The 14,996-nt window shown below is 42.5% G+C and carries 6 protein-coding genes; 5 read left to right on the top strand and 1 reads right to left on the bottom strand.

The window, feature by feature from the left end:
• Nucleotides 1-37 precede the first annotated feature (37 nt).
• Nucleotides 38-949 carry an EamA family transporter gene (locus NQ505_RS00475; protein ID WP_008998952.1) on the bottom strand — a complete coding sequence of 304 codons (912 nt, stop codon included), beginning with the start codon at nucleotides 947-949 and terminating at the stop codon, nucleotides 38-40.
• 380 nt (nucleotides 950-1,329) lie between these two features.
• On the opposite strand from NQ505_RS00475, the gene NQ505_RS00470 reads away from it, so the two are divergent.
• From NQ505_RS00470 to NQ505_RS00450, 5 genes are all read left to right on the top strand, one after another.
• Nucleotides 1,330-5,361 carry a hybrid sensor histidine kinase/response regulator transcription factor gene (locus NQ505_RS00470; RefSeq protein ID WP_008998951.1) on the top strand — a complete coding sequence of 1,344 codons (4,032 nt, stop codon included), beginning with the start codon at nucleotides 1,330-1,332 and terminating at the stop codon, nucleotides 5,359-5,361.
• Between the two features lie 131 nt (nucleotides 5,362-5,492).
• On the top strand, nucleotides 5,493-8,552 hold the full coding sequence (locus NQ505_RS00465; RefSeq protein WP_008998950.1) for a SusC/RagA family TonB-linked outer membrane protein: 3,060 nt from the start codon (nucleotides 5,493-5,495) through the stop codon (nucleotides 8,550-8,552).
• 14 nt (nucleotides 8,553-8,566) lie between these two features.
• Nucleotides 8,567-10,180: a RagB/SusD family nutrient uptake outer membrane protein gene (locus NQ505_RS00460; protein WP_004306542.1), complete on the top strand. Its 1,614-nt coding sequence runs from the start codon at nucleotides 8,567-8,569 to the stop codon at nucleotides 10,178-10,180.
• Nucleotides 10,181-10,205: 25 nt separating this feature from the next.
• The gene (locus NQ505_RS00455) at nucleotides 10,206-12,320 is read left to right on the top strand and encodes a BACON domain-containing protein (RefSeq protein ID WP_050547454.1); all 2,115 of its coding nucleotides are present in this window, start codon (nucleotides 10,206-10,208) and stop codon (nucleotides 12,318-12,320) included.
• 11 nt (nucleotides 12,321-12,331) lie between these two features.
• Nucleotides 12,332-14,995 carry a glycoside hydrolase family 2 TIM barrel-domain containing protein gene (locus tag NQ505_RS00450; RefSeq protein WP_008998948.1) on the top strand — a complete coding sequence of 888 codons (2,664 nt, stop codon included), beginning with the start codon at nucleotides 12,332-12,334 and terminating at the stop codon, nucleotides 14,993-14,995.
• Nucleotide 14,996: the final 1 nt, after the last annotated feature.

The following is a 14,996-nucleotide window of genomic DNA, read 5'->3' as shown; positions in this document are numbered from 1 at the left end:
AAAATTGCATTTTGATTGATTAAGTAGCAAAAGTATATTATTTTTTGTTCATCTGCAACAGCATTCCCATCTTTTTTATGAGCGACTTACCGATGATAATCAAGGTAACAGCGGTGATAATCATTAAAATACCTACCATTAACCGGGGAGTCAGTTTTTCGTGAAACAGGAGAACACCGAAAAATAGAGCTGTCACCGGTTCCAGAGCACCCAATATGGCTGTTGAGGTAGAGCCTATATAATGGATGGCGAGTGCGGTACAGATCAGAGATACGGCAGTTGGCAGAATGGCTAGTGTCAGCACGTCGGCCCAGAGCCAGGCTGACGGTATTATTTGCAGTTCCGTACAAAAATTTAAACGGACGATATAAACCGATAGTCCGAACAAAATGGCATAGAATGTGAGCTTGGTGGTCGGCAGGTTTTTCAGCGTCGAACGGTTCACACCTACTATATATATAGCATAAGAGAGTGAGGACAGCAGAACAAAGATAATTCCCAAAGTCGACAGCGGTTTGTTTCCGTCTCCCTGATAGAGCAAGGCGATACCAGAAAGTGCCAGCAGGATGGAAAAAACGGTAATTGCGGAAATCTTTTCTTTGAAGAATATCCCCATAATGACTGCTACCATCACCGGATAGACAAAGAGAATGGTAGAAGCAATACCGGCATCCATATAATTATAGCTCATAAACAAAAGTAGTGATGAAAAAGAGAATAGCAATCCCATAATGACTAAGGGCAAGACGTCTGCCTTATGAAGCGCAAAAGACTGGTGCTGCATTTTCATCAGAATACCCAATACGATTGTCGCAAAGAAGTACCGGTAGAATAAAACGGTATCGACATTCATTCCGGCTGCATAGAGCGGAAGTGCAAAAAGAGGATTCATACCGTAGCTGGCAGCGGCAATCGCTCCATAGATAAAACCTTTGGTTTTGTTGGTCATTGTTTTGCTTTTTTTTAATGGCGTGCAAAAGTACGCAGTTCACCAATGATAAACAAGCGTTTAGGCGGTTGGTAGTATAATTTAATCTTTCGTATGCTAAAAACTATTTCTTAGTGAAGAGGATACTAATCTTGTTTATGCATAAAATTAATCGTCTGACAATTGTTAAACTTGCGTCTGACTACTGTTGAACTTTCGTCTGACAACTGTCAGACGAAAAAGAATCAACTGTCAGACGATTAATTTTATTCGATCGGGAGATTAGTTATACGTAGTCCGAGGGATAATTAACAGGCAATAGTCAATCAGGTTTTTGCATAAACACTTGCATATATCTTGGATTTTCCCGAATATTGTATCCGAATTATCGAAAAACACAGATGACCAAAGCTAACTTTCTTGTTATTTATTGCCTGTTTATATCGGGACTTTGTTGCATGGCAAATGTGACGAAGGATATCAATATGCGTTTTAAAGACGTGAGGCAAGGACTTTCGCATCAAACGGTCAATTGTTTCTATCAGGATGAATTCGGATTTTTATGGATTGGTACTCAAGACGGACTGAACCGCTTTGACGGTCGTAAATTTGAAGTCTTCAAACCGGATAACGCCAATCCCTATTCAATCAATATAAATAATATCCGGCAGGTTTGCGGAAACAAGGAAGGATTGCTTTTTATCCGTAGTTTGCAGAGTGTGACTCTTTATGACATGCGTTTGAACCGCTTTAAGGTGTTGCGTGAAGGAGAAGTTGCAGGAATCTGCTATGCGCACGACGCATTGTGGATAGCTACCGGAAAAGAAATCTACCGTTATCGTGATCTCAACCAAGTGCCCGAGTTATTCTTTTCATTCCCTTCGGACGGAGAGGATATATTGATGAACAGTCTAATGGTTCGTCAGAATCAAACCGTGGTGGTGGGTACTTCTTCCAAGGGTATTTACTGTATCGATCAGGCTGCTCATATCACCCGTCATATTGATGTGGGGGCTGTTAATTCGATTACGGAAGACAGAGACGGGAGCATCTGGATAGCTACCAGAAATCGGGGACTTACCCGGTTGGAGGCAAATGGGGAGCTTACTCATTACAGATATAATAAAGTGGCTGATAATACAATCAACCATGATAATGTGCGTCATGTGACACAAGCCAATGATAGTCTTCTGTATATCGGAACTTACGCCGGTTTGCAGACTTTAAATCTCTCTACCGGAGAGTTTACGGATTATGAATATGACTTGAATGTGGAGGCAGCCGATATACGTTCCATCATTTCGATGCATTACGACACTTCGGGAACTTTATGGCTGGGCACTTTCTATCAGGGAATACAATATTATAATGTAGCGAATGATGCTTATCACTTTTACCGTTCGTCTACGGCTGTTGGCGGGCATTTGAATTCCTATATCATCAGTTCCATTGCCGAAGACCGTTCCGGGCGGATCTGGTTTGCAAGTGAAGGAAGCGGATTGAACTACTATGATAAACATACCAAACGCTTCTTTCCGCTTAAACATTTATATGCTCAAGAGCTGTCTTTTAAGATTGTGAAGTCTTTGTATTATGAGAAAGAACCGGATTATCTTTGGGTAGCTTCGCTTTATCAGGGCATCAATCGGATTAACCTGTCGACCGGACATATAGAATCTATTACGGAAAATATCGATACTCCGGAAGGAAAAACAGTCGACAGGGCCTATAATCTGGTAAAAATGATAGAGTTTGCCGGTCATGATTCCTTATTGATAGCAGCCAAGGGTGGGCTGCTTGTATTGGATAAAAAAAATCTCCGGTTACATCATTTCGAACATCCTTCTTTAGCTTCCAGACATTTGTCGCAGGTTTGGGATATGACGTTTGATAAAGAAGGGGATTTATGGCTGACCACTTCTTTTGATTTGATACGGGTCAATTTGAAAGCGGGTACTTCCCGTAGTTATCCTTTCTCCCAAATAGCGCAGAGCACGGCACAGCATCACATTAATCATATTCTATGTGATAGAAAAGGACGTATATGGCTGGGATCGACGGGATCGGGAATTTATCTATTCGATAAGAAGAAAGACACCTTTGTAGGATACGGAGCGAAGCAGGGATTGGAGAATGGATTTATCACCGGATTGGTAGAGAGTCCGCTGGACGGTTCCATTTATGTGGCAACGAATGGCGGTTTCTCTAAATTCAATCTAGCCACTACCACATTCGAGAACTATAACAGGCAGAGTGATTTTCCCTTGAATAACGTGAATGACGGAGGGCTGTACATTACGTCCGACCACGATATTTATGTCTGTGGACTGGCAGGTATCGTTTCCATAGCCCAGGAGAAACTGAACAAGCAGTCTGTGGATTATAATGTGTTCGTAAAACGAGTGCTTGTGGATAATACGGAAATACAACCACTTGATTCGTTGGGACTTATCAAGGAAACGGTATTGTATGAACATCAATTAGTATTGCCGCCCAGGTATTCTTCCGTCACTTTTGAGATAGCGAGCAATACCCTGAATAATATTTCCAATATCGGTCTGGAATATAAACTTGAAGGATTTGATAACGAATATATGAAGGCGGGAGATAATACGATGGTTACTTATACCAATCTTCATCCGGGGCGTTATACTTTTCATGTTCGTGGCGACCAGTTGCGCATTCACGACCAGGAAGCACCTTCTGCCAGTTTTGAGCTGATAGTGGAGGCGCCCGTTTATCAACGAGCATGGTTTATTTTGCTGATGATATTGGCAGGTATCCTTATTGCAGGTTATATTATCCGTATGTTCTGGATACGGAAAACCTTGCAACATTCTCTATTGGCCGAGAAACGGGAAAAAGAGTATATCGAAAATGTGAATCAGTCCAAACTACGTTTCTTTACCAATGTATCGCATGAGTTCCGTACTCCGTTAACGCTTATATCCAGTCAGCTTGAGATGCTCCTGATGCATAAAGACATGATCCCCGAGGTGTATAATAAAATTTTGGAGATTTATAAGAACTCCCGCCGGATGAATAATCTGGTGGATGAAGTGATTGATATCCGTAAGCAGGATCAGGGATATCTGAAATTGAAAATTTCCAAAGAGAATATTGTTGCGGTGATAGAGGAGATTTGTTGTTCTTTCTATAGTTATGCGCAGCTGAATAAGATCGATCTCCGCTTTTCTTCCACTTTGAAAGAAGCGGATTTGTATATTGACAAGACGCAGATAGAGAAAGTATTCTATAATCTATTGTCCAATGCTTTTAAATATACGAAGCCCGGTGACTGGATTTCTGTAGAATTGGTAGCGGAAGGAGAGAATGACATTGTGATTTCAGTCAATAATCTAGGTGTCGGTATCGAAAAGTCCAAGATCAAACATGTATTTGAACGGTTTTGGCAGGATGACTCGGCAACAACTACACAGACAGTCAAAGGATCGGGTATCGGGTTGGCAATGGCGAAAGGAATTGTGGAATTGCATCAGGGAACTATCGGAGTGGAAAGTGAGCCGAATGGAATAACGTCTTTTATCGTTACTCTTCACCGGGATGCAAATGTGAATGTGGAAGCATCTTCCTCTGCAGATGAACGCGTTGCCGGACATTATGTAATAGAGCCTCAAGAAATCTCGGAAATGGTGAAGCCGGATAAAACGGTGAAAATACTGATTGTGGAGGATAACCCGGAGATGCGTAAGGTGTTGGCACAGATTTTTGAACAAATATATGATGTATATACAGCTGCCGACGGGCAGGAAGGATTGGAGCAGGCTTCTTCACTACAACCACAGATGATTGTGAGTGATATTATGATGCCCGTTATGTCCGGCCTGGAGATGTGCGAGAAGTTGAAAAGCAATTTGCAGACCAGCCATATTCCTGTGGTATTGCTGACTGCCCGCAACCGGGAAGAACATACCTTAGAGGGCTTGCAGACGGGAGCGGATGATTATATCTCCAAACCTTTCAATATCAAGATATTGGTGGCCCGTTGCAACAATATCATCCAGACTCGTAAACTGCTCCAGCAGCGGTTTGCCCGGAATGATGAACCTAAAGTGGAAGACCTTCCGTTTAATCCGATCGATAAAAAGATGCTGATGGATGCTACGGCGATTGTGGAATCTTATATTGATAACGCAGACTTTGACGTAGCCACTTTTGCACGTGAGATGTGCATGAGCAGAACTTTGCTTTTCACCAAACTGAAAGCATTGACCGGACAGACCCCGAATGACTTTATTTTATCTTTGAGACTGAAAAAGGCAACAGAAAAATTAATCAATGATCCCAATGCCCTGATTGCTGATATAGCATTTGATTACGGTTTTTCTAATCCAAGTTATTTTATCCGATGTTTTAAGAATGCTTATGATATTACTCCGGCTGCTTACCGGAGGAAATACACAAACGCTTAATATATAGCGTCTTATGTATTTGTCTCCTGGTGAGAATTGTACTATTTGAACTTTTATACGGACGATTCTATTATTCGAAATCACTAATTATTTGGATTTTTGCGCTGTAATCATTCAAATTATTACATAGTATGAAAAACATCGTAATTAAATGGGCTGTGTTCCTGACAGCCTTTCTTATCTCTTTAGAGGTTAGTGCTCAAAACGTCAGAGTTTCTGGAGTTGTGACAGACGCACTTGGACCAATCCCCGGAGCTAATATTATGGAGGAGGGGACTACTAACGGTACAGTGACGGATGTAAATGGAAAATATTCAATCAGTGTATCTGCAAAATCTACCCTTGTTTTCTCTTGTATAGGATATAAGGAACAGAAGATACGTGTCGGTACGAAAACGGTACTGAATGTGGATATGGTAGAAGAGTCGAAAATGCTCGATGAATTAGTCGTTGTCGGCTATGGCGTTCAGCGTAAAAGTGACGTGGCAACTTCGGTAGCCTCGGTCAAAGCGGATGAAATGAAAACCTTTCCTGCCGGCAATGTGGCTGATATGCTGCGTGGACGTGCCGCAGGTGTGAATGTAACGAGTAGTTCCGGACGTCCGGGATCGACTCCTTCGATTACCATTCGCGGTTCCCGTTCTATCAGTGCGGACAATGCTCCTTTATATATCATAGATGGTTCTCCTTCCAGTGCAACGGAGTTTAGCACGTTGAGTGCGGACGATATTGAGTCGGTTGAAATTCTGAAGGATGCTGCGTCGCAGGCTATTTATGGGGCACGTGCCAGTGACGGTGTGGTATTGGTAACTACCAAGCGCGGTAAAGCCGGAAAGGTGGAAGTCAGTTATAATGGTTATCTGGGTATCCAGTCTCTCTGGAGGAATTTTGATTTCTATTCTCCCGAAGAATATATGCAGCTTCGCCGTGAAGCGAAGGCACATGATAAGGGAATTGTTGATGCACGTGAGATTTCGATAGCCGAGGCATTGGAAGACGAGGTTATGCAGCGGGTATGGGCCAGCGGAAAGTTTATCGACTGGGAAAAAGAAATGTTCAGAAATGCAATTTACCATAATCATGATGTCAGTGTACGTGGAGGAACAGAGAAAATCAAAGTATCGGCAGGTGCCAACTATTTTGACCAACAGGGAATGGTGGTTACCGGATCGGGATACCAGAAGTTTTCTTTAAGGTTGAATCTGGACTTTGAAATATCAAAGTGGATTAGTTTTGGCATCAATTCTTCTTATGCGATGACTAAACAAGATCGTGAGGATGGTAACTTTAATGATTTTATTACCAGTTCCCCATTGGCGGAAATATATGATGCGGATGGTAAGTATACAAAGTATATCAACTCGGAAGGAAATTATAATCCTTTGTACCGTGCTCAACATTACGGGCGTGAAGTATCCCGTGATAATTACCGCCTGAACTTTTTTATGGATGTGAAGCCTTTCAAGGGATTCAATTATCGTCTGAATACTTCCGTTTATAATCAGACATCTGAAGACGGTTCCTATAAAGATTCCCAATATCCGGGAGGCGGAGGAACAGCTGTGCTCGACGAATCACGCACGCAGAACTGGCTGGTTGAGAATATTGTGACTTATAAAGTGCCTATCCGCAATAAGAAACATCAGTTGACGTTGACCGGTGTGCAGTCTGTCGACCATAATGGCTCGAAGTCTATCGGCTATTCAGTAGAGAATCTTCCGGTAGATAAAGATTGGAATTTCATTTCTCAAGGTGAGTTTACAGGCAAGCCCCGTCGTCAGTTTAATGAAAATAATCTGGTGTCGTTCATGGCTCGTGCACAGTATTCGCTTTTAGACCGTTATCTGTTGAATGTGGCTGTTCGTCGCGACGGTTCCAGCCGTTTCGGAAAAGAAAATAAATGGGGTACATTCCCGTCAGCTGCTTTTGCCTGGCGTGTCAATCAGGAGAATTTCCTGAAAGATGTGTCGTGGATTGATAACCTGAAACTACGTGTCAGTTATGGTATTGTTGGTAATCAGAACGGTATCGGCAATTACACTACTTTGGGGCTGGCAGATAATAAAGGATATGAGTTTGGAGATACTTTCCAGATGGGATATTTGCCGGGTAAGGAGCTTTCTAACCCGAACCTGAAATGGGAACAGTCTGCAACGGCTAATTTAGGTGTTGATTTTAGTTTCTTCAATGGTCGCCTGAATGGTACGGTGGAATATTACAATACGCATACGAAAGATTTATTGGTGGAACGCTCTTTGAATGCATCACTTGGATATACCACTATGCTGGATAATCTGGGAAAGACAAAATCCAGTGGTATCGATCTTTCTTTAAATGGTGATGTGATACGTACGAAAGAGTTTGCCTGGTCGCTTGGAACTAATTTCAGTATGTATAAGAATGAAATTGTCCGTATTGACGATACGCTCGATGAAAATGGTAAACCCGCCAGTCAGGTAGCACAGGGATGGATTATCGGAGAACCGATCAATGTATATTATGATTATCTGGTAGACGGAATTTTTCAGTATGATGATTTTGATATTACTCGTGATGGTACAGGTAATCTGGTATATACGCTGAAAAACACCTATGACAGTAACAATGACGGTATAGCCGACAGCCCGATTGATTACGGCGGCGCTATTGAACCGGGTATGGTTAAGGTACGTGATAACAATGGAGACGGAAAGATCACGGCAGATGACAGAGTACCTATCCGGAAAGATCCGAAATTTACCGTCTCTCTTTCTTCCACATGGAACTGGAAAGGATTTGACTTGTTCATGGATTGGTATGGAGTTTCCGGCAGAAAGATAAAGAATAGTTATTTGTATGACTATAATTCCGGAGGTTCTTTGCGTGGAAAACTGAATGGAGTGAAGGTGGATTATTGGACTCCGTTCAATCCGTCGAACGAATTCCCGCGTCCTTCTTATAGCGCAGACCCTGCTTATTTGAGTGCCATCGCTATTCAGGATGCATCTTATATCCGTTTACGCACCTTACAATTGGGATATACTTTCCCGGCCAGACTATTGAAGAATACTCCGATTCATAAATTACGTCTGTATGCAACTGCTACTAACTTGCTGACATTTACGGAATTTAAGTCTTATAGTCCCGAACTGACTCCCGGGTCTTATCCGGAGTCCAGACAATATGTATTTGGTGTCAATGTTTCATTCTAAAATAAAGAATCCTTATGAAAAAGTTAATATATACAGCCTTTGTCATCTGCGGAATGTTGACCGCTTCCTGCTCGGATTTATTAAATCTGGAATCAAAGACAGACGTGACGAACAATTATCTGTTCACTACTCCCGAAGGGTTGAATACAGCTGTTACAGGTCTGTACTCCCTAGCTCGTGAATTGCCGGGTGGAGCGGATAATAATGAATCCAATCTGTACATCGTTACTATGTGTGACTTTAATACGGATATTGCGATACTTAGAGCAGGTGTTTCTACTTCAATCGGACGTTTGAACACGAGTTTTACTCCAAGTACTGGGGATGTCAATAAGTTCTGGAAACATCACTATGGTATTATTGGAAAAGCAAATGAAATTATTGTAGCCGCAGAAGCCCTGGGACTGGATGACAGCGATGTGCTCCATGCATGGAGTGAAGCGAAATTCTTCAGAGGACGGAGCTATTTTGAACTCTGGAAACGCTTTGACCGTCTTTATCTGAATATCACCCCGACCACCGTCGACAATCTGAAACGGGAATACAAACCTGCTTCTCACGAAGAACTGATGACGCTGATTACAACTGACTTGGACGATGCCATGAAAGGGCTGGACTGGTCGCTTCCTCAAAATAATGGAAATGTATTGTATGGACGGGTAACAAAAGCTACTGCCAAGCATGTTCGTGCACAGGTTGCCATGTGGGAGTCAGATTGGGATACAGCCATTGAGGAATGTGAGGATATCTTTAAGCAGGAAGGCATCTACTCGATGGAAAAGAAAGCCGAGAATGTATTTAATGGGGCAGATTTGAAATCTCCGGAAGTGTTATGGAGTTTCCAATATTCACAAAACTTGGGTGGAGGTGGTTCCGGAACTCCGGTTGCCGGACATCGTGTCTCTATTCAAACCACTACCCGAATCAATAAAATTTCAGGTTGTATCAATACGGCCGATCAGGGTGGATATGGTTGGGGACGTATTTATCCGAATACCTATCTGTTGAGTCTGTACGATCAGGCAAAAGATACGCGATATAATGAGTTGTTTGTTCACCGTTTCAAATACAATGACCCTACTTCTCCTAAATATGGAGAATTGATTCCTCTTACACAGAGTTCCAGCTATTGTGAAACACTGCATTTTATGTCGAAAAAATACTTTGACCAATGGACGATGGCTGATAATCCGGACCGGACAACGGGTTTCAAGGATCTGATTGTCTATCGACTGGCAGAAACTTACTTAATGGCGGCAGAGGCATATATGCGTCGTGACGGAGGTATGAGTACAGATGCTTTGCGCTGTTACAATAAAACATGGGAACGTGCGGGAAATGATAAATTTGCAGGTCCTCTGACACAGGATATACTTTTGGATGAATATGCCCGTGAGTTGAATTTTGAAGGCGTTCGCTGGCCTTTGTTGAAACGTTTGGGACTCTTGGGCGAAAGAGTGAAAGCGCATTATGGCGAGACGAAGGCTGAAAACCCTTATCTGGATAAAGATTATGCGGAATGCCGTACCAGTTTTGTGGTTGGAAAGCACGAATGTTGGCCTATTCCACAGGAACAGATTGACTTGATGGGGAAAGAGAATTTCCCACAGAATGAGAACTGGTATTAAGCGATTGATTATCTGTAAAACATGAATGAATATGAAAAAAATAATATACTTCTTATTGATTTTAAATCTGGGGTTACTTTCCTGTGTCGATGATGCATCGGTACGCGTGATGCCTGAATTTAATTGTAAAGATACAAAAGTAAATTTGGCGAAAGCGGCGGGTTCTTCTGTTACGTCGCTGTTATATACCAATGTCGGTCAGGTTGTTGCACAGTACGAAGCAGAATGGCTTTCTGTAGATGTAAGTTCAAAAAGTGTTGTCTACACGGCCTTGACACAAAATGATGGTGAAGATGCAAGAACGGCTGTCGTGAAACTGACTTGCGGCTCATATACAGTAGAAGTGACGGTTACCCAGGATTCTAAAGAACCGGATCTTTCTTTGAAGATAGGACAAAGTGTGGATGAGGGTATCGGTATGATTTTCTGGGTGGATCCTTCGGATAATATGGTAGGAAAAGCGGTTTCAGTGAAACGTCAGGGAGGGAATCCTTTTGAGGCTTCTGTGATGCCTCATAGTGCATTTTCCACTGTCAACGGATATGCTAATTCTGCCTTGTTCACTTCTCCGTCGGCAAATGATGCGGTAGCATATTGCCAGTCATTGGGTGACGGGTGGTATCTGCCTGCCCGCGATGAATTATGGGAATTGTTTGATGCCTATAATGGTGTTGGACATGCTGATCCGGATTTTGTTTCAGCCGTACCTGATAAACTGACGGAAGTAGAGAAGGCGGCACGTGCTGCATTTGATAAGATGTTGACTGATTTACAAGGTGATGTGATGAACGAAGCTGCCGGTTCGGGCAATGGCGAAAGCTATTGGTCGAGTACGGAAAACGCAGCAGGTAATCAAGCTTATTGGGTACGTTTCGGTAAATCGGGAGCTGATGCAGGAAATAAAACAGCTACCAACCGTTTTGTAAGATGTATACGTACAATCGGTGATTATACTTATCCTGAAGAACCGGCAACATTGACGGTTAATCCAAATCCTGTGACATTGGAAGGAGCTAATGAAGCGGAAGCAAATGTGACATTGACATCCAATAAAACGGTATTTAGTGTGGCTTTGGCAAATGATTCCTGGCTTTCGTATACTATTTCGGGCACAACAGTTACGTTCAAGGCAAAATCTAAAAATACCACTGGCGATGTTCGTACGACTGTTGCTACGGTTACAGCCGGTACTGGCACAGCCGCTAAGTCGGTGGAGGTAACGGTGAATCAGAATGTTGCGGCTGAAGGAGGCGCTTCTCTCGAGTTAAGCACAAATGCCGTGACTATTACTCCTGATGCTGTGACGAAATCAGAAGGAATAACGATGATTTCTGATGAAACAGAATTTACAGTAAATATAACTGATGAGTCTTGGGTGAAAGCGTATGTTGATATAACAAGTAAAACTCTTTATTTCTGGACATTATCGCCTAATTTGAATAGTTCTAACCGGGTAACGACTGCTACAGTAATAGCCGGAAGCGGAGCGAATGCACCTAAACAGGAAGTTACTATTACACAAAGAGGGCTTTTAAGTTCCGAGTTTGCGGTGGGACAGGTGATTGCGGATAATGGTTCGTTAAAAGGAGGCATTGTGTTCTGGGTAGATGGCACTAATCGTGGTAAGGCTAAGATTATGTCGTTGGACAGAGAGAATCTGGCATGGTCTACGGCAAGCTCTCCGGCTTCTACCGGTTTAACTTTATCCAATGACAATGGCCTGGCAAATACTACTGCGTTGGCAGCATTGCCGAATGCAGCAGAAATGCCCGCTCTTAAATATTGTATGGGTAAAGGTTCCGGATGGTATTGGCCTACGAGAACGGATTTGGAACAGATGTTTGAAACTTATAATGGGACTGCAGTGGCAGATGCAACGGAGAATAACCCGGATGCGATTACTGATTTTGAGAAAGCAAACCGTACAGCTTGGGATCAAGTGATTACTGGTGCGGGAGGAACTATCATGAATACGGCAGCAGCATCTGCTACCGGAGATTCCTATTGGGCTAGTCGTGAAACATCGAGCGGTACAAGCGCATTTTATGTACGTTTTGGAAAACCGCTTGCCTGGGATAAATCGAATGCTAAAAAAGACGGTAAAAGATTTGTTCGTGCAGTCCGTTCAATCTCGAAATAATGGTATTAAGTATGTATAAGGTATATCCAAAAATAATTTTAGCCTGTTTGTTACTGGTTATGACCGGCACGGTTTATAGTCAGCGTGTGACGCAAACGATTAATGACGGTTGGAAGTTCTCCCTCTTTGAGGGAGATGCCTCTACTGCTGACTTTGATATTTCCGGTTGGACTGACGTTTCCATTCCTCATACGTGGAATGCAAAAGATGCAGATGATGAAATTCCCGGTTATTTCCGGGGAAAAGGCTGGTACAGGAAAGTGGTGGCTGTGGAGGAACTGATCCCCGAACAAAGAGTCTATCTTAGTTTTGAGGGAGCCAATCAGGAAACGAATGTGTTTGTGAATGGAACGTTTGTTGGAAATCATAAAGGTGGTTATTCCGCTTTTACGTTTGACGTGACTGATTATGTTCATGCCGGACGCAATCTGATAGCTGTGAGCGTTGACAACTCGCATAATCCGGATATTGCTCCTCTTTCAGCGGACTTTACTTTCTTCGGGGGAATCTATCGGGATGTTTATCTGGTGTATACTTCTCCTGTGCAACTGTCTACTACTCATTACGCTTCTAGTGGGGTGTATCTCAAAGCATCGAAGATTACGGATTTGCAAGCAGATATTTCAGTAAAGACATTCTTGTCTAATGTTTTGAAGAGTAATCAATCATTGATTCTTGAAACGGAGATTTTGGATGCAGATGGTAATAGAGTAGCACTTTCACAAAAGAAAGTAAATGTGAAGGCAGAAGAAAAGAATGTAGCTTTTGAATCGCTCATGGCTATTACGCAGCCTAAACGTTGGGATGTAGACTCTCCTTATATGTATAAGGTATATAGCCGTCTGAAGAATAAAAAAGAGGAGGTGCTCGATTGTGTTGTCAATCCGCTGGGAATTCGTGAATATCGTTTTGATGCGGAGAAAGGTTTTTTCTTGAATGGGAAATATCGGAAATTGATTGGTACCAGTCGGCATCAGGATTACAAAGGAATGGGAAATGCTTTGCGGGATGAAATGCATATCCGGGATGTACAGTTGAGTAAGGATATGGGAAGTAATTTCCTGCGAGTGGCTCATTATCCGCAAGATCCGGTTGTGATGCAGATGTGTGATAAGTTAGGACTATTGACTTCGGTTGAAATTCCAGTAGTGAATGCCATCACTCAAAGTAAGGCATTTATGGATAATTGCGTGGAACAGGTGACAGAGATGGTTTGTCAGAACTATAATTATCCATCTGTTATTATTTGGGCTTATATGAATGAAGTGCTTTTGCGTCCTCCTTTTAATCCGGAAAATAGGACGGAACGGGCGGACTACATGACATTCCTTCATCAAATAGCTTCGGCGATTGAGGCGCAGATCAGAAGTCTGGATTCGGAACGCTATACCATGTTGCCTTGTCATTCTACTTCTCAAATCTATCAGGAAGCAGGAATTGCAGAATTACCGATGCTATTGGGTTTTAATCTTTATAATGGATGGTATGGTGGTAGCTTGAGTGGATTTGAAGAGAAACTGGAAGAACTTCACAGGGAGTTTCCTCACAAACCGTTGCTCATTACCGAATATGGGGCGGATGTGGATACTCGTATTCACTCTTTTTCGCCGATGCGGTTTGATTTTAGTTGTGAATTTGGTTCCATCTACCACGAACATTACTTGCCTGAAATTCTAAAGAGGGATTATATCGTGGGAGCTATGGTTTGGAACTTGAATGATTTTTATTCCGAAGCCAGAAGAAACGCTATGCCTCATGTGAACAATAAAGGGTTGGTAAGTATGGATAGAGAACGTAAAGATGGATATTATCTTTATCAGGCTTATCTGAAAGAGGCACCTGTCCTGCACATTGCTTCTAAATCGTGGAAGAACAGGGCAGGAGCCAGTCGGGATGGAAAGAGCTGTACGCAACCTTTGAAGGTGTATACCAATGCAGATAAGGTGGAAGTCTTTTTAAATGGAAAGAGTTTGGGAGTATATCCGGTATCGGATAAGGTCGTTTCTGTGGATATTCCTTTTATCAACGGAGAAAATGTGGTAGATGCTGTAATTGAAAAAGAGGGACGCGAATATCGTGACCAGTATGTTTGCAATTTCCAATGTGTCAATGTGAAGAACGGCTTTACGGAAGTCAATGTATTACTGGGTGCTCAACGTTATTTCGAGGATCGGACAGCAGAACTGTGTTGGATACCGGAACAGGCTTATGAAAAAGGCTCATGGGGATATATTGGCGGAGAAGTGGCTCCGAACAAGACTCGTTACGGTTCTTTGCCTGCCAGCGACACTGATATACTGGGAACGGATCAGGATCCTATCTTTCAGACGCAACGGGTAGGTATTGAGGCCTTTAAAGCGGATGTGCCGGATGGTGTCTATGCTGTATATTTGTATTGGACGGAACTTACTTCTGAAAATAAGAGAGAGGCTTTGGTGTATAATTTAGGAAATGATGTGGTGAAAGAGGAGTATGCAAACCGGGTATTTTCTGTGGATATAAATGGGGTATCTGTTGCCGGGCAAATGAATATTGCAGAAGAATACGGTTCCGAACGTGCGGTCATTAAAAAGTATATTGTTCCGGTTTCACAGGGAAAAGGGCTTGTCGTTCGTTTTGGAGCGGTAGAGTCTGTGCCTATTTTAAATGCAATACGAATCGTAAAAGAATATTAGA

The organism is Bacteroides sp. D2, from assembly GCF_025147085.1.
In the GTDB taxonomy this organism is placed as follows: Bacteria; Bacteroidota; Bacteroidia; order Bacteroidales; family Bacteroidaceae; genus Bacteroides.
Note: the sequence above shows the minus strand (reverse complement) of the source record. Positions and strands in the feature narration are given on the sequence as shown.